Below are 16,145 nucleotides of genomic sequence, written 5' to 3'. Positions count from 1 at the left end.
AGATGCTGTGACATGTGGATGTTAGACTATGATCTATTTTGATAGATAGAGCTAAGGGAAGAAAAGGAGTGGATTTCATGGAAGTAAAGCAGTTGCCAAAACGAGAAGAATTGCCTGAAAATTTAACTTGGGACTTGACCAAGATCTTTTCAAGCGACCAAGAGTTTGATGAGAAATATTTGGAATTATCAGAAGAGTTAAAACAATCTGAAAAACACAAAGGAACACTTGATCAAGGCGCTTCTCAATTTTTAAATGCGATTGAATTCGTATTGAGGGTTTATCGCCAAACTGAAGTCATTTATGTATATGCGCACCTTAAAAACGATCAAGACACTGGAAATACAGATTACCAAGCGCTTTATGCAAGAGCAAGCAGTCTGTTTTCGAAAGTTAGTGAAGCCGTTTCCTGGTTTGAACCAGAAATATTGCAATTGTCAGATGACCAGATTTGGCAATATTTCAAAGAAGAACCAAAATTGGAAGTCTATCGCCATTATATCCAGCAAATAGTAGATAATCGAGCCCATGTCTTATCTGCTGAGCAGGAATCTCTTCTTGCTGGAGCAGGTGAAATCTTTGATGCTTCAAGTGATACATTTGCTGTTTTGAATAATGCAGATCTAGTTTTTCCAACGATTGAAGGAGAAAATAGTGAAATAGTCCAATTATCTCATGGCGTGTATGGTCAGTTGCTAGAAAGCACGGATCGAAGGGTACGCGAAGCAGCATTTAAGGGATTGTACAGTGTTTACGAACAATTTAGAAATACATTTGCTTCTACTTTAGGCACACATATAAAAGGACATAATTTTAAAGCGAAAGTCCGTAATTACAGCTCTGCCAGAGAAGCGTCTTTGAGCAATAATCATATTCCTGAAAGTGTATACGATACTTTGGTAGACGTGGTAAACAAGCATTTGCCTTTGTTACATCGATACATGGAATTACGGAAACGTTTATTAGAAGTGGAAAAACTGCACATGTATGATCTTTATACACCGGTCTTAGGGGAAGCTCCAATTACCTTTACGTACGAAGAAGCAAAAGAAAAAGCTTTAGAAGCACTGAAACCAATGGGTGAAGAATACATGGCCATCGTAGAAAAAGCATTCTCTGAACGTTGGATCGATGTTGTCGAAAATAAAGGGAAACGAAGCGGTGCTTATTCTTCGGGAAGCTATGACACAAATCCATATATTTTATTGAATTGGCATGATACGCTGGATCAGCTATTTACGCTTGTCCACGAAATGGGACATAGTGTTCATAGTTATTTCACTCGTTCGAACCAGCCTTATGTGTACGGCGACTACTCCATCTTTTTAGCAGAAATTGCTTCGACAACGAATGAAAATATCCTAACGGAGTATTTATTGGAAACAGAAAAAGACCCTCGTGTACGGGCTTATGTACTCAACCATTACTTGGATGGGTTTAAAGGAACAGTTTTCCGCCAGACACAATTCGCTGAATTCGAGCATTTCATGCATACGGAAGATGAAAAAGGTGTGCCATTGACTAGTGAATACCTAAGTGATAGTTATGGTAAATTGAATGCAAAATATTATGGTCCAGCAGTCGAAGAAGACCCAGAAATTAAATTCGAATGGTCACGGATACCGCATTTTTATTATAATTACTATGTTTTCCAATACTCGACTGGCTTTTCTGCTGCTTCAGCACTGGCGAAGAAAATACTAAACCAGGAACCAGAGGCACTAGAGAACTACTTGGCTTACCTAAAAGCAGGTAACAGCGATTATCCTGTGGAAGTAATGAAAAAAGCAGGAGTTGATATGACACAGGCTGCATATATCGAAGATGCAATGTCGATGTTTGAACAACGTCTAAATGAATTAGAAGAATTGATCGATCGTTTATAAGGCTTTCTATTTTTGATATTCTCGAATAGAAACGAAAAAAATACGTCGGCTCTCTTGTAAGGGAGTCGACGTATTTTTTTAATTAGAAAGCAAGTGTAAATGGCTAGTTCTTGAATGGAACTGAGAATCATTTGTATGTAAATGTTCACCATTAAAAACTTGATATGAGTTATCTGTTGTTTTACACAGCTCTGTGATTCTCCAAAGGCTACTTGTACCTTTTACTTCTACTAAAACACCAAAATCACGGTCGCAGGCATAATTGTAAACGACTGCAGAAGGGTGTTTTGTGATGCCCATTTCCCGAGCAATTTTTTGATCAGAAAAGAATACTTCTTTAACGAAGTCAGACTGCCGATCTTCTTTAAACATATTCAAATCGCCGCCGATTTCTTCAAATATGGATTCAGCAAGTTCTTGAGAATATGGTATGTCATTACAGCCGACTGCTTCTTGCAATTTGATCAAAAAACGGCGGCCTTTTTTCTTTCCTTGAAACTGCGCCGCTTTGCAGTCTAATGCTGCAGAATAAGTCATTGAGAATAAGTGATTACGTTCCTCAAGATTGTTCTGAGAAATTCCTTTTTGTTGCATGACATCCCCAATTGTCTGCAAATTGACCAAAGGAAGAAAGCGAAATTGCATCTTTTCTTTTGATGGTGTCCCGTACTCTTCTTCGATAAATTGTAATAACTGTTGTTCCATTTCGAAACAGTATTCCCCTAAAGGATTAACAAATAAATAGATTTCGATCATATGAATCTCCCCCAAAATAGATTCTATACAACTAGTGACTAGATTCTTTCACATCCTATAACTTAACAGAAAAAAGTAAAAAAATGAACTCAAGTGCCTTGTGAAAATGAAAGGTTTCTAATTTTTAGCTTCAAGCATACGTTGGATCTTGTTCTTAGCAGGACGATAAGGTAAAGAAAAACGTTTTAAAAAATTTATAAAAGCAATTTTTCCCACAGATGCATCCCCTACCTCTAGTTCCAGTTCAAAATCGTGTAGATTGTCTCCCCAGCTTTCATCAATAGCTAAAAGTCCTTCTTCAATAGGGAATTCAGCCCGTTTTGTTGTAAGCTTTCCGGTTTGGATTAATGAAGCAGGATCGATATTCAAATCAGAAAGTTTTTGAAAAACTGCGCCTGAACGAGGCAGACGTTTTTCGAAGATAAATGCTTCTGCTTCTTCTGTTATAAAGGTATCCGTTGTTTCGAGACGCCCTTTTTCAGCAGGGGTTTTTAATGTATATTCAGCTTGATGACCAACGAAACGGATCCGTAGGCCACAATTTTGTTTTTTCAGCTGTTCATCAACGGTATCGAAATAAATATTAGTCTGTACACGGAAATCTTTATCTGTTAATTGATAGTGAGCGATGAATATCTCGTACTCTTGCTTTGTCAGCATAGATTTATATTCGATTTCAAGCATTTGTGTCATTTGATCGACTCCTTTTTGTCTATTTTGCCTAATTTTCTTTTTTTGGTCAATGCATAAATCAAGAGTACGAAAAAACTTTGCATATATGGTAGAATAAACAATGAATGTTAATGAAGTAGAGGTATCAGCTATGGAACGAGATTGGGAAGCATTTTTAGCACCATATGAACAAACTGTATCAGAATTGAAAGTGAAACTGCGGGGGATCCGCAAACAGTTCCGTGAACAAAATCGACATGTCCCGATTGAATTTGTCACTGGGAGAGTCAAGCCAGTCGATAGTATTGTAACAAAATCACAATTACGGCATATTCCAATGGGACGTTTAGAAGAAGAAATGTCTGATATTGCCGGGTTAAGGATCATGTGTCAGTTTGTAGAAGATATCCATCAAGTTGTTGAGATCATCCGTAAAAGAAAAGACATGAAAGTTCTCCAAGAACGAGATTACATCACAAATAAAAAAGCAAGTGGCTACCGTTCTTATCATCTGGTGATCGAGTATCCTGTACAGCTGATCAGCGGTGAGAAGAAAATTTTGGCGGAAATCCAGATTCGGACTCTTGCGATGAATTTCTGGGCAACGATTGAGCATTCGCTGAATTATAAATATCAAGGCGTTTTTCCAGAAGAAATGAGTGAACGACTTCAGCGTGCGGCAGAAGCTGCCTATCAGTTGGATGAAGAGATGTCCAGTATCCGTGAAGAAATCCAAGAAGCACAGCGGTTATTCTCCCATGGAAGAGGAAAATCAGATGATGTCTACTATCGAACGCTTTTGAAGAAAGAAAGCGAAAGAGAGGAGGCAGGGGATGAAAGTAGCGATCGTTAATAATAAAGAAGCAAAGACTATAGAAGTGACAGAACGTTTGAACGCACTTTTAGAACAAGCAGGGATTCAACGAGATGATCATGATCCAGAATTGGTCATCTCAGTCGGCGGAGACGGCACATTATTGTCGGCGTTCCATCACTACAGTCATTGTCTGAATGATGTGCGTTTCTTGGGCGTGCATACAGGTCATTTAGGGTTTTACACGGATTGGCGGGATTACGAGCTGGAAGAACTAGTAGACAGCTTACGAACGAACCGGGAACAAAGTGTTAGTTATCCCTTGCTGGATGTTCGGATCAGTTATTTGGATGAAACACCGGACCAGCATTTTTTAGCACTGAATGAATCAACGATTAAACGGGCCAATCGTACGATGGTAGCCGATGTATACATCAAAAACGAGCTGTTTGAAAGTTTTAGAGGAGATGGATTGACGATTTCTACGCCTACTGGTTCGACAGCATATAATAAAAGTGTCGGCGGTGCTGTGATCCATCCTAGTATCAATGCCTTTCAGTTGGCAGAGATTGCTTCACTGAATAATCGAGTGTTTCGTACTTTGGGTTCTCCGATCGTGATTGCCCATGATGAATGGCTAGAAATAAAATTGGAAAATACAGAAGATTATCTTGTAACGGTTGATCAATTGAATGTCGCAAAAGCAAATATCCGCTCAATTTATTATCGAATAGCAGAAGAACGGATCCATTTTGCTTCTTATCGACATATGCATTTTTGGCATCGTGTGAAAGATGCCTTTATTAGTGAGGATTGATATGCAGTTTACATGGGATTATGAGAAAGATCATTCTCAGCAAGTAAAATATTTTTTAAAAGAAAAAGGGATCTCAAAGGGTCTGTTAGCGAAAATAAAATTTCAAGGCGGTCAAATCAAAGTTAATGATCAAGTAGAAAATGTCTTGTTTTCTCTAGCTAAGGATGATAAGGTAACCATTGTGATTCCTGCTGAAGGAGAACATGAAACCGTACTTTTGGATGAAACATCGATCGATATCGTGTATGAAGATGAACACGTTCTGGTAGTAAATAAACCAGCAGGCGTTTCGTCTATTCCTGCCCAATACCATCCAAATGGGACAATGGCTAATCGTGTAAAGGCTTATTATAAAAAAAAAGGTTACGAAAACCAAGTAATCCATGTGGTGACGCGACTAGATCGGGATACATCTGGCTTGATGCTTTTTGCAAAGCATGGATTTGCGCACGCAAAATTAGATATGCAACTTCGTGAAAAGAAGTTTGTGAAAAAATATCAGGCCTTAGTCAGTGGAAGGCTTTCAGATTTATCGGCACATGGACATATCGATTTGCCGATCGCCCGAGATTATTCTTCGCTATTGAAGCGAATGGTCTCTGATGAAGGACGTTCGGCACAGACTGAGTACTGGATAGAGAAGCGACTAACAGAAATCGCGTTAGTTGATATCCAGCTGCATACAGGAAGGACACATCAAATAAGAGTTCATTTTTCCGCAATTGGCTGTGCCCTGCTCGGTGATGATATGTATGGCGGGCGAATGGATCTGGGAATAAAAAGACAAGCCCTTCATTGTTATGATCTGCGTTTTTACCATCCATTTACAGAAGAGTTGCTGGAGTTCAAGCAGCCTTTAGCCGCAGACATGGAGGCAGTTGTGAGACGGTTTGAAGAATAAGGCGAGGTGAGATTGGTTTGGATGAAAATCAAGAATTAGAGGAAAGATTTGCCCAGTTGACTCAAGATTTAAGGGAAAATAATATTCAGGCATTCAGAAACAGTTTTTTAGAGATGCATATCTATGAGCAGGGGCAATTCTACCAATCTCTTACAGAAGAGAACAGGCAGCTGATCTATTCCTATCTGTCGCCTAAAGAATTAGCGGATATGTTCGATGTGATTGAAGAAGACAACGAACATATGAAAGAATACCTAGATGAAATGCGTCCTAGCTATGCAGCTGATATGCTTTCTGAGATGTATACAGATAATGCTGTTGACTTGCTTAATACGCTGGATAAAAAGCAAATTGCTAAATATTTAAGTTTGATGTCGGCAGACGATGCCAGTGAAATCAAGGAACTTCTCCATTACGAGGATGAAACAGCTGGCGCGATCATGACAACTGAATTTGTTTCGATCGTAGCCAATCAAACTGTTCGCTCTGCGATGTACGTGCTGAAGAACGAAGCAGATGTAGCTGAAACAATCTATTACATCTATGTCGTTAATCAAGAAGGTCAGCTAGTAGGGGTTATTTCTCTGCGCGACCTAATCGTGAATGATGACGACGCAATGATTTCTGATCTGATGAGCGAACGAGTGCTTTCAGTTCATGTAGGCGACGACCAAGAAGATGTGGCACAAACATTTAGGGATTATGACTTCTTAGCTCTTCCTGTTACCGATTATGATGATCATTTGTTAGGAATCGTCACAGTCGATGATATCATCGACGTTATTGATGATGAAGCTGCTAGCGATTATTCAGGACTTGCCGGGGTCAATGTGGAAGAAATTAATGAAAATCCAGTAAAGGCAGCGTCTCGACGTTTGCCTTGGCTGATCACTCTGTTGTTTTTAGGTATGTCGACCGCTTCTTTAATCAGTCACTATGAAGACTTGGTAAGTGAAGCGAGTATTTTAGCAGTCTTCATTTCGCTGATTACAGGAACTGCCGGTAATGCTGGAACCCAGTCGCTAGCTGTGGCTGTTCGTCGACTTGCGATTTCTGATGAGAAAGATCATGGATTTGTTCGACTTGTTTTGGCTGAAGTCTTGACCGGCGTTGTCACAGGAGCTGTTACGGGGATCACGATTTTTCTAATCGTAGGTTTTTGGAAACATAATTTTATCTTGGGGTTTGTCATAGGGATGGCTATGCTATTTGCAATCACAGTGGCGAATCTTGCAGGTAGTTTAATCCCGATGCTAATGGATCGTCTAGGATTTGATCCAGCAGTAGCAAGCGGCCCCTTTATCACGACTTTGAGCGATTTGACGAGTGTACTGATTTATTTCAATATTGCTTCTTTATTTATGGGCTATTTTATGTAAAAAAACAAAAACATTTGCAATAAGCATTATGCCTGTTGCAAATGTTTTTTTGTTTATAAGATTATAACTGAAGATCCACGATTTTGGTTCCGTGTACTTCGCTTACGTTCAATTCTTTAGCTACATGTGCTGCATTCTCTGCAGTGACACCACCACCAGGCAAAATGATTAAGCGGCCATCTGTATAGGCAATCAATTCTTTAAGCCGTGGGAAATTTTCTACAATAGTTTTGTCAGCAGGACCGCCATGAGTCAAGATACGGTCAACACCATGTTCTACCAGCCAATCGATTGCTTCGAATTGCCGATCTTCAGGAATACTGTCAAAAGCCATATGGAAGGTGATCTGCAACCCTTCTGCTGTTTCGATCAATAGTTCCAAGGCCTCTTCGTCTAGCCAGCCTGAAGGAGTAAGACAACCAAATACTACGCCATCCGTCCCTAATTTCTTTGCTTCAATCAAATCAGTATGCATGATTTTCAATTCGATATCGTTATAGACGAAGTCGCCCCCTCTAGGACGAATAATCGTCATTACGGGGATATCTTTTTCCCCAGCATAACTTAACGTTTCTTCGATCACACCAGTACTCGGGGTTGTGCCACCGACCGCTAAGTTGTCACACAATTCGATCCGATCGGCTCCTCTAGAAATTGCTAGAGGAATAGATGTGTAGTTTTCAGCGCAAAATTCTTTGATCATCTAATCTTCTCCTTTATCTTTCACTTTCTTCTAGGCATTGTATCATATTTTTAGCAGTTGCCAAAGTGAGCATCTAACGGTAAGATAAAACAGAAATGAGGGGGAACTATGTTAAAAAAAATTGACCGAGGACGCCAGTTTTTGGCAGAAAATCATCAGCTGTTCCGCTGTCCGGTTTGCCAAGAAGAAGTAAAAAAGTCTGATAATGGCTTGATATGCAAAAATAATCACCGTTTTGACCTTTCCAAAAAAGGAACACTTTATTTTTTATCCCATGCGGTTAAAACAGAATACGATCAAGGAATGTTCGTTCCAAGGCGTAGAATGATCCAATCTGGCATGTATCAGCCCGTTATTGAGACTATTGCGCAGCATTTACCTGAAGAAGTCTCGCTATTAGATGTTGGCTGCGGAGAAGGTAGCTTCTTGAATGAACTTTCAAAATTGAAAAAGATTCAAAATGCTGTTGGATTTGATATTTCAAAAGAAGGAGTCTACGCAGCTACAGAACAATCTGCCGAAGCATTTTGGTGTGTAGCTGATTTGACCAATTTGCCGTTTGCTGATCAAACATTCAACGCGGTTTTAAATATCTTTTCGCCTTCTCATTACCAAGAATTCCAACGTGTACTCTCAGAAGATGGAGAAGTGTTGAAGGTGGTGCCACAAGAAAATTATTTAAAGGAACTACGTCAGGCTTTTTATCCGAATCAACCTGAAAAACAGAGTTATTCCAATGAACGTGTAGTAGCCAAGTTTGCTGAAGCAATGAAATTAACTGAACGTCAGCGTGTAACCTATGAATTTGAGATACCAGAGGAAAATCAAAAAGATCTTTTGGCCATGTCACCTTTAGAGTGGCAGGTAGAAGAGCGAATCAAAGCAGACTTATATAAGAATCCTTTGAAGAAGATTACAATTGACATAGAATTATTAAAAGGAACTAAGAGAAAACGTTTTTCTAGCAGTTTTTAATGAGTAGAGGTTGCAAAAAAAAGTTGAGGGTGTTATATTAGCAACAAGTTGTTTTTTCATTGGTTTTTATCAGGTTCCTGTTCTGATAAAAGTTAGTGAGAAGAGCTTCACTAACGTAACGACTCGCAGTGACTGACACCGAGTTGATACGTTTTTTTTTATGCAAAAATCAAATTGTCAGAAAATAGAAACGAACATAAATATGAGAGGAATGATCCTGATGAATCATATCGTTTTATTTGAACCATTAATCCCTGCAAACACTGGAAATATTGCCCGTACGTGTGCAGCCACGAATACTCCGCTTCATTTAATCGAGCCACTAGGTTTTTCAACTGATGACAAACATCTAAAACGGGCAGGGTTGGATTATTGGAATGATGTAAATATTACTTACCACAGTAATTTAGAAGCTTTTTTAACATTTTTAGGTAATCGTAAACTACATTTGATCTCAAAATTTGCCCATAAAGTATATAGTGACGAAAATTTTGCTGATGGAGAAGAGCACTTCTTTTTATTTGGAAAAGAAACAACCGGTTTGCCAGAAACATTTATGCGTGAAAACGAAGAAAAGTGTTTACGCATCCCTATGAATGATGAGCATGTCCGCTCATTGAATTTATCGAATACAGCTGCAATGATAGTGTATGAAGCACTTCGCCAGCAAGGATTCCCTAATTTAGAATTGACGCATCACTATGAAAATGACAAGCTGGATTAGACAGTTTATTATAGAGTAAAATAAAAGAAAGACAGGAGTTTGCTGCGTATGGAACTATATTTTACCCGACATGGGAAGACACAATGGAATCAGGAAAGACGTTTTCAAGGGAGCAATGGCGATTCTCCGCTTTTGCCACAAAGTTACGAAGAAATCAAAGCATTTGGGAAAAAGGTAAAATATGTTCCTTTTAAAGCAATTTATTCCAGTACAGCAAAGCGAGCACGTGATACAGCAGAAGGTATCAACAAAGAGCTTGCTCGTCCGGTAGAGATTTTTTATACAGATAAGCTAAGAGAACTAGGGCTGGGTACTTTAGAAGGTCAGTCGATCGATGAAATGTACCAGAAATATCCGGATAATCTGCCGAATTTGCGTAATCATTTAGATCTGTATGATCCTTCTCCTTTTCACGGAGAAACGATTGAATCGGCAATCACACGTATCGAAACTGTTGTAGCAGATGCGGTTGCCCAACATAAAGATGGCCCACTTTTATTCGTAGGACATGGAGCTTCTTTAACTGCAGCCATTCAATGGATGACAGGAAAAGAGCTAAGTGAGTTGCGTGAAATGGGTGGATTGTTCAATAGTAGTTTGACGATTTTAGAGACTGAAGAGCCTTGCAGATTATTGCCATATGAACTGAAAGTATGGAACCAAACAGATTTTTTAGGAACTGAAACAGCACCAGAACCTTTACTATAGAAGAAGGAGGCGGCTTCCGATGCAGCCAGAAGAAATGCCTTATTTCGTTGGTACAGTTGCCGCGATTTTTTTTCAAAATCCTAGTAATTTTTACAAAGTGCTTTTGGTACACATCAGTGAAACCACAGCTGATTACCGTGAAAAAGAGATTGTAGTCACCGGAAGTTTCGGCGATATTCAAGAAAATGAGACTTATCGTTTTTATGGAGAATTAGTGGATCATCCTAAATACGGAAGGCAGCTTAAACTCGAAAGATATGAGCAAGAAAAGCCAACAACTGCAAATGGGATCGTAGCGTATCTTTCCAGCGAAAAATTCCCAGGAATCGGGAAGAAAACAGCAGAAAAAATTGTAGAATTGCTGGGAGAAGATGCTATCGAAAAAATCATTGCTGATCCTTCGGTATTAAAACAAATCTCCGGTTTGACGAAGCCAAAAAGAGAAATGCTTGCTGAGACGATTCGGCTAAACCACGGGATGGATCAAGTGATCATGGGACTGAATCGTTACGGGTTCGGTAGTCAGTTAGCTTTCAGTATCTACCAGGCCTATAAGAACGAGTCTTTGGATATCATCGAAGAAAATCCGTACCAGCTAGTCGAAGACATAGAAGGAATCGGGTTCAAACGTGCAGATAATCTAGCCGAACAAATCGGTATTGCAGCAGATTCACCGAGAAGAATTCGAGCAGCTATCTTGCATCAGATTTTTCAGCATGCAGTTCAAACAGGAGATACATACGTACCGGCGGAGACATTGCTTCAGCAAACGATCCGTATTTTAGAAACAAGTCGCCCAATTGAAATCCAGCCTGATCAGGTTGCTACTGTAATTATCCAACTTGTTGAAGAAGGAAAGATACAACAAGAAGAGACTAATCTTTACGAAAACAGTTTGTACTTTTCTGAATGGGGGATCGGTAATTCGATCCAGCGCCTTCTCAGTCGTAAAAAAGAAATCCATTATCCTGAAAAAGAAGTGCAGAAGAATATTCGGCGTATCGAAAAAATATTCGGCATACAGTATGGACCTTCGCAAGAACAAGCTATCGCTGAAGCAATCCGTTCCCCTCTATTTATTTTAACAGGAGGACCAGGTACGGGGAAAACTACTGTGATCAACGGAATCGTCAATCTTTTTGCAGAGTTGAACGGACTGGAATTGGATCCTTCAAAATATACCCAAGAAATTTTTCCTATTCTACTTGCAGCACCAACTGGCCGAGCAGCTAAACGAATGAACGAAACGACAGGTCTGCCTGCCAGTACGATCCATCGTCTTCTGGGGCTGAATGGACGGGAAAAAACACCTTCAGTCAGTACGAAAGAATTAGAAGGCGGACTTTTGATTGTTGATGAGATGTCTATGGTCGATACATGGCTGGCTAACACATTATTCAAAGCGATTCCGACGAATATGCAAGTTATCTTAGTAGGAGACAAAGATCAGCTTCCCTCTGTCGGTCCTGGTCAAGTACTCCATGATCTTTTGGAAATCGAACAAATTCCCAAAATGGAACTCAATCAGATTTATCGGCAAGGTGATGGTTCTAGTATTATTCCTCTTGCCCATGAGATCAAAGAAGGACGTCTGCCAAAAGATTTCACAAAGAATCAAAAAGATCGTTCCTATTTCCGAAGTGATGCTTATCAAATTGAACCCTTGATCTCTAAAATTGTGGAAAAAGCGAAAAATAAGGGATTCCGTGCACAAGATATCCAAGTATTAGCACCAATGTATCGGGGACCTGCAGGGATCGATGCGTTAAATAAAATGATGCAGGAGATATTCAATCCAGGGAAACCTGGAAAAAAGGAAGTACATTGGAACGACACCGTTTATCGGATAGGAGACAAAGTCCTCCAATTAGTCAATACTCCCGAATTGAATGTATTCAATGGAGATATGGGAGAAATCACGGGTATCATCTTGGCAAAAGATTCTGAAGATAAAGTGGATGAATTAGTTATCCAGTTTGATGCAAATGAGGTCACTTATAAAAGAAACGAATGGAATAAAATCACTCTTTCTTATTGTTGCTCAATCCATAAATCACAAGGCAGTGAATTCAAGATGGTTATTTTGCCCATGGTCCATCAATATCAGCGAATGCTTCAGCGTAATTTGCTCTACACGGCAGTGACCCGCAGTAAGGAACTGTTGATTTTGTTAGGGGAAGAGCAAGCCTATGTCACTTGTGTAGCGAATGAATCAGCAAGCCGGATGACTACGTTGAAATCAAGGATCATAGATAATGATAAAATGAATATCACTCTCCGGACCAAACTAGCAGCTTATGAAGATTCTTTGGTCGGAAATGATCCATTTGAAGATGGGAACTATACAAAAGAGCCACGGGTTGTAAAAGAAAAGCTACCTGTAGAAGATGACAGTGGGACGAATGAAACGAAAAACCAAGTAATGGAAACAGTGGAACCAGATCTGTTCTCTTCATCGGTTGTAGAGGAAAAGAAAGAAGAGGTAGAACCTGCTGTTTCTAAAGATTTCGTTCTTACAGCAGAAGTGATCGATAACCAGTTAGTAGATCCGATGATTGGTATGGAGAACAGTTCTCCCTACGATTTTATACCGGCAAAAAATGCTTGATTTTAAAGATGAGAAATAGCTAAAAATGATCGTTGGTTAGCGTTTTCTTTTGTTTTTTCAGTGTGATATGCTAAGCTGAAATCAAAAGGGGGGCGTTACTTTATGGCTAAAGAAACCGAAGATAAATTAGCGAAATTAGCAAAAGAATCTGGCAATGACTTTAAAAAGTTAGATGAGATGGAAAAAGAATTCAAATTGAATGAAAGTCCTGATGTAGAACGAGACGATCGTGAAGAATCAAAACTAGAAAAAACGTTAGACAAGGCGCCTATTTTTCCGCCTAACACGCCGAACAATCCAACGAATCCTGGCAGCCCTGCGAATCCTTGATTCTTTCAATCGTGAGGAAATGGTTTGCGGGACAATTGAATAGAAGATGTGAAAAAAACCTGAATGATGCGAAGGAGCATCATTCAGGTTTTTTTGTGTTAGATAAGACTTATTGCAAATGCTGATAAAAATAGATAGCCAATTGCGTGCGATCCCGTAAATCTAGCTTTTCTAGTAATTGGCTGATGTAATTGCGAACAGTGCCGTCACTCAAGTACAAGGCATCTGCAATTTCTTTATTGTTTTTCCCGGCAGCTACTTCTTTGATGATTGCAAGCTCACGTTCACTAAAAGAAGCATAAGCATGACTATCAATCGTCGGTTTATTCTTCATCATTTGAGTGAAAGTCTCGATGATTTCATTACCAAATACGGCCTGTCCATTATAAGCGGATTTGACAGAAGGAATAATCGCTTGCAAGTTCTGTTTGATTAAATACCCTTTGACGCCGATGGAAAATGCTTCGCGGATGTATTCTTCATCTTTGAATGTCGTCAAAAGCAAAAGGATGGCTTTGGGAAATTTAGCCAAAATTTCTTTGGCAGCATCGATGCCCGTTTGTTTAGGCATGCGGATGTCCGTCAGCAAAACATCGGGACGATGGGTTTCGTATAAGACTAGCGCATCCTTGGCACAATGACCAATGCCTAACACACGGATCTCTTTCGTGCTTTCTAAAATGGTTTGTAACGATTTCGTCACAAATGGATCATCATCAATAATGACTACTGTTATCATTGGTGTCCCTCCCTTGGTAAAATGATCGTTAACTGAAATTGCTGGTTTTCTTGGAAAATATGGACTTGTCCCTTTTGTTCTTGAACACGTTGACGCATCGTTTTCAAACCAATACCGGGAGCAGAATTTTTTTGTGGGCTGGTGCCATCATTCGTGATTTGCAAGCGATAAAAGGCCGGCAACGTTCGAAAATGTAAAACAACGGTTTTGGCATGACTATGTTTGATACTGTTGGTTAAGGCTTCTTTGATGACCATTAAGAAGCAGTTTTGCTGCGTTTCATTCAATCCTTCAAACAAGTTTCCTTCAATCGTAACAGAAGAAGGAAAATCAGCGATCAGAAACTCTAAGGAGTGTTGAAAAGAGATCGATGTCTCATGGAGGTCATGGACACTTTGACGAATCCGATCCATCCCAGTGTGAACGGTGGCACTTAAATTTTCTAATGGTTCTTTTAGTTTTGGTTCTTGATTGATCATTTCAAGCGCACCAATTTGTAAAATCGCACTTGACAGCAGATGACCGACATTGTCATGGATGTCTCGGGCAATTCGGTTCCGTTCTTCCACAATTTGCAAGGCTAATTGTGTTTCTTGTGACAGGGCCAATTCTTTATTTTGTTCCGATAACTCTTGTTGTTTTTCCCAATGAGTATCTTTGGAGACAATGTACTTTTTCTCAAGATCGGTCGTTCGTTGATCTTTTTTTCGTAAGTAAAAGGAAAAAAACAGCAAAATTACGACAAAGGCGACCTTGATGGGGGGATGATTACCAACCGTCGAAATCAACAAAAAACCTAACAAAAACAAGTAATCAAGGTGGCTTTCTTCAGGGGCGATCACTCGCATCGTCGCTGGCAGAAACAGGACAAGATCAGGTAAAAAGGCACATAAAAGAAATAGAATAACTTGGAAAATCCAATTTGGCTTTGTAGGCAGTAAATAACTGACACCAGTGAATAAAACGGCGATCAATAAATAGATAACTTGCATAGCAACGAATCCTTGACTTACCAGCAAAAGCAATGAGATAACCAGTAGAAAGCTAGTTTCGTTGAGTAGCCGAGATTTATGCATAGCAGACTCCTTCATTGTGACAAATGTCATGTGTGGTTTAGCCAATCGTCACTAGTTTCTTTTCTTGCACTTTATTATAGTCAGATCAACAAGAAATTTGGAAGGAGTTTTTCATGATGATTATCGAAATTGATAAATTAGTCAAACGCTATGGAGATTTTGTAGCATTGAATCATTTTGATCTGCAAGTACAAGAAGGAGAAGTCTTAGGTCTGTTAGGACCAAACGGCAGTGGGAAATCGACTGCCATCAACTGTATGCTTTCTTTGTTAAATTATGACAAAGGAACCATTAAATTGTTCGGGACAACAATGACTCCTGAAAATTATGCTGTCAAGGCAATGATTGGGGTCGTTCCTCAAGACGTTGCGGTCCTTGACGAACTAAGTGTGCAAGAAAATATCGATTATTTTTGCGGTTTATATGTTTCCGAAAAAGAGAAAAGGAAAGCCTTGATTGAAGAGGTGATTCAATTAGTGGGATTAGAAAAATATGTGTCGTTTCGTCCAGGAGAACTTAGTGGTGGCTTGAAACGTCGGTTGAACATCGCATGTGGGATTGCCCACAAGCCGCGGTTAATTTTTTTAGATGAGCCGACAGTAGCTGTAGACCCCCAAAGTCGGAATAAAATTTTAGAAAGTATCAAGGAGCTGAATCGACAAGGAGCAACCATTGTCTATACAACACATTACATGGAAGAAGTAGAAATTCTTTGCGACCAGATCGTGATCATGGATCAAGGACAGGTGATTGCTAAAGGAACCAAAGAATCTCTAAAAGATATGGTACGGACGGCGGATCGTTTGACGATCGACATCCCATTACTCCCAGAAAACGTGTTGTCAGCGATTCAGCGAACAATAGCTTCTGATGGAATCGCTTATAAAAAAGGTCAGCTCCAAGTAACAACTACTGAACTAAATACAGTATTGTTGCCGATTCTTACAATCTTACAAGAAGAAAAGATCAGTTACGGAAAAATAGCAACCAAAGAAGCGTCCTTGAATGATGTCTTTTTAGAGATTACTGGCAAGGATTTGAGAGACTAGAGGAGGGG

At 39.6% G+C, this 16,145-nt stretch carries 16 protein-coding genes; 11 read left to right on the top strand and 5 right to left on the bottom strand.

The window, feature by feature from the left end:
- The first annotated feature begins 77 nt into the window (after nt 1-77).
- Nucleotides 78-1,886, top strand: a complete 1,809-nt coding sequence (pepF, locus tag IGJ87_RS10415; RefSeq protein WP_002301293.1) for an oligoendopeptidase F — start codon at nt 78-80, stop codon at nt 1,884-1,886.
- Nucleotides 1,887-1,964: 78 nt separating this feature from the next.
- Here the strand turns inward: pepF and IGJ87_RS10410 are convergent, their stop codons facing one another.
- Complete coding sequence (locus IGJ87_RS10410; protein WP_002289850.1) at nt 1,965-2,642, bottom strand: ClpXP adapter SpxH family protein; 678 nt, start codon at nt 2,640-2,642, stop codon at nt 1,965-1,967.
- Nucleotides 2,643-2,759: 117 nt separating this feature from the next.
- On the bottom strand, nt 2,760-3,335 hold the full coding sequence (locus IGJ87_RS10405; protein ID WP_002289849.1) for a CYTH domain-containing protein: 576 nt from the start codon (nt 3,333-3,335) through the stop codon (nt 2,760-2,762).
- Nucleotides 3,336-3,465: 130 nt separating this feature from the next.
- Between IGJ87_RS10405 and IGJ87_RS10400 the strand changes: the two genes are divergently transcribed.
- From IGJ87_RS10400 to mgtE, 4 genes are read left to right on the top strand one after another with little or no spacing between them, the layout of a single operon-like run.
- Complete coding sequence (locus IGJ87_RS10400) at nt 3,466-4,167, top strand: GTP pyrophosphokinase (protein ID WP_353978540.1); 702 nt, start codon at nt 3,466-3,468, stop codon at nt 4,165-4,167.
- Complete coding sequence (locus IGJ87_RS10395; protein ID WP_353978541.1) at nt 4,148-4,945, top strand: NAD kinase; 798 nt, start codon at nt 4,148-4,150, stop codon at nt 4,943-4,945. The genes IGJ87_RS10400 and IGJ87_RS10395 overlap by 20 nt, the downstream gene beginning before the upstream one ends.
- Nucleotide 4,946: 1 nt before the next feature.
- Nucleotides 4,947-5,846, top strand: coding sequence for an RluA family pseudouridine synthase (locus IGJ87_RS10390; protein ID WP_002301297.1), 900 nt, complete (start codon nt 4,947-4,949; stop codon nt 5,844-5,846).
- A 17-nt stretch (nt 5,847-5,863) separates the two neighbouring features.
- Nucleotides 5,864-7,225, top strand: a complete 1,362-nt coding sequence (gene mgtE, locus IGJ87_RS10385; RefSeq protein WP_002294561.1) for a magnesium transporter — start codon at nt 5,864-5,866, stop codon at nt 7,223-7,225.
- Between the two features lie 61 nt (nt 7,226-7,286).
- Here the strand turns inward: mgtE and IGJ87_RS10380 are convergent, their stop codons facing one another.
- Nucleotides 7,287-7,928: a copper homeostasis protein CutC gene (locus tag IGJ87_RS10380; protein WP_002299366.1), complete on the bottom strand. Its 642-nt coding sequence runs from the start codon at nt 7,926-7,928 to the stop codon at nt 7,287-7,289.
- A 108-nt stretch (nt 7,929-8,036) separates the two neighbouring features.
- Between IGJ87_RS10380 and IGJ87_RS10375 the strand changes: the two genes are divergently transcribed.
- From IGJ87_RS10375 to IGJ87_RS10355, 5 genes are all read left to right on the top strand, one after another.
- On the top strand, nt 8,037-8,903 hold the full coding sequence (locus IGJ87_RS10375) for a methyltransferase domain-containing protein (protein WP_002294559.1): 867 nt from the start codon (nt 8,037-8,039) through the stop codon (nt 8,901-8,903).
- A 220-nt stretch (nt 8,904-9,123) separates the two neighbouring features.
- A complete protein-coding gene (gene trmL, locus IGJ87_RS10370; protein ID WP_002289592.1) occupies nt 9,124-9,627 on the top strand; it encodes a tRNA (uridine(34)/cytosine(34)/5-carboxymethylaminomethyluridine(34)-2'-O)-methyltransferase TrmL in 504 nt (167 codons plus the stop codon).
- A 48-nt stretch (nt 9,628-9,675) separates the two neighbouring features.
- Nucleotides 9,676-10,335, top strand: coding sequence for a histidine phosphatase family protein (locus IGJ87_RS10365; protein WP_002294557.1), 660 nt, complete (start codon nt 9,676-9,678; stop codon nt 10,333-10,335).
- Nucleotides 10,336-10,354: 19 nt separating this feature from the next.
- The gene (gene recD2 / locus IGJ87_RS10360; protein WP_002301298.1) at nt 10,355-12,943 is read left to right on the top strand and encodes an SF1B family DNA helicase RecD2; all 2,589 of its coding nucleotides are present in this window, start codon (nt 10,355-10,357) and stop codon (nt 12,941-12,943) included.
- A 102-nt stretch (nt 12,944-13,045) separates the two neighbouring features.
- Nucleotides 13,046-13,273, top strand: a complete 228-nt coding sequence (locus tag IGJ87_RS10355) for a hypothetical protein (protein WP_002289596.1) — start codon at nt 13,046-13,048, stop codon at nt 13,271-13,273.
- Nucleotides 13,274-13,382: 109 nt separating this feature from the next.
- Here the strand turns inward: IGJ87_RS10355 and IGJ87_RS10350 are convergent, their stop codons facing one another.
- Both IGJ87_RS10350 and IGJ87_RS10345 read right to left on the bottom strand, forming a co-directional pair.
- Nucleotides 13,383-14,012, bottom strand: a complete 630-nt coding sequence (locus IGJ87_RS10350; RefSeq protein ID WP_002289597.1) for a response regulator transcription factor — start codon at nt 14,010-14,012, stop codon at nt 13,383-13,385.
- Nucleotides 14,009-15,118 (bottom strand): sensor histidine kinase, encoded by a 1,110-nt coding sequence (locus tag IGJ87_RS10345; protein ID WP_371857035.1) that lies wholly within the window; start codon nt 15,116-15,118, stop codon nt 14,009-14,011. The genes IGJ87_RS10350 and IGJ87_RS10345 overlap by 4 nt, the downstream gene beginning before the upstream one ends.
- 86 nt (nt 15,119-15,204) lie before the next feature.
- Here IGJ87_RS10345 and IGJ87_RS10340 point away from each other — a divergent pair, with 86 nt between their 5' ends.
- Nucleotides 15,205-16,137 carry an ABC transporter ATP-binding protein gene (locus IGJ87_RS10340; protein ID WP_002338642.1) on the top strand — a complete coding sequence of 311 codons (933 nt, stop codon included), beginning with the start codon at nt 15,205-15,207 and terminating at the stop codon, nt 16,135-16,137.
- Nucleotides 16,138-16,145 lie beyond the last annotated feature (8 nt).

The organism is Enterococcus sp. DIV1411a (assembly GCF_050531945.1).
In the GTDB taxonomy this organism is placed as follows: Bacteria; Bacillota; Bacilli; order Lactobacillales; family Enterococcaceae; genus Enterococcus_B; species Enterococcus_B faecium.
This window is presented reverse-complemented; position numbering and strand designations above follow the sequence as displayed.

Bases quoted from the DNA above. Each gene is read 5' to 3' on its own strand.
- pepF (WP_002301293.1), top strand. From the start codon at position 78: ATGGAAGTAAAGCAGTTGCCAAAACGAGAAGAATTGCCTGAAAATTTA.
- IGJ87_RS10390 (WP_002301297.1), top strand. From the start codon at position 4,947: ATGCAGTTTACATGGGATTATGAGAAAGATCATTCTCAGCAAGTAAAA.
- recD2 (WP_002301298.1), top strand. From the start codon at position 10,355: ATGCAGCCAGAAGAAATGCCTTATTTCGTTGGTACAGTTGCCGCGATT.
- IGJ87_RS10350 (WP_002289597.1), bottom strand. From the start codon at position 14,012: ATGATAACAGTAGTCATTATTGATGATGATCCATTTGTGACGAAATCG.
- IGJ87_RS10355 (WP_002289596.1), top strand. From the start codon at position 13,046: ATGGCTAAAGAAACCGAAGATAAATTAGCGAAATTAGCAAAAGAATCT.
- IGJ87_RS10345 (WP_371857035.1), bottom strand. From the start codon at position 15,118: ATGACATTTGTCACAATGAAGGAGTCTGCTATGCATAAATCTCGGCTA.
- IGJ87_RS10405 (WP_002289849.1), bottom strand. From the start codon at position 3,335: ATGACACAAATGCTTGAAATCGAATATAAATCTATGCTGACAAAGCAA.
- IGJ87_RS10400 (WP_353978540.1), top strand. From the start codon at position 3,466: ATGGAACGAGATTGGGAAGCATTTTTAGCACCATATGAACAAACTGTA.
- IGJ87_RS10340 (WP_002338642.1), top strand. From the start codon at position 15,205: ATGATTATCGAAATTGATAAATTAGTCAAACGCTATGGAGATTTTGTA.
- trmL (WP_002289592.1), top strand. From the start codon at position 9,124: ATGAATCATATCGTTTTATTTGAACCATTAATCCCTGCAAACACTGGA.
- IGJ87_RS10395 (WP_353978541.1), top strand. From the start codon at position 4,148: ATGAAAGTAGCGATCGTTAATAATAAAGAAGCAAAGACTATAGAAGTG.
- IGJ87_RS10365 (WP_002294557.1), top strand. From the start codon at position 9,676: ATGGAACTATATTTTACCCGACATGGGAAGACACAATGGAATCAGGAA.
- IGJ87_RS10410 (WP_002289850.1), bottom strand. From the start codon at position 2,642: ATGATCGAAATCTATTTATTTGTTAATCCTTTAGGGGAATACTGTTTC.
- IGJ87_RS10380 (WP_002299366.1), bottom strand. From the start codon at position 7,928: ATGATCAAAGAATTTTGCGCTGAAAACTACACATCTATTCCTCTAGCA.
- IGJ87_RS10375 (WP_002294559.1), top strand. From the start codon at position 8,037: ATGTTAAAAAAAATTGACCGAGGACGCCAGTTTTTGGCAGAAAATCAT.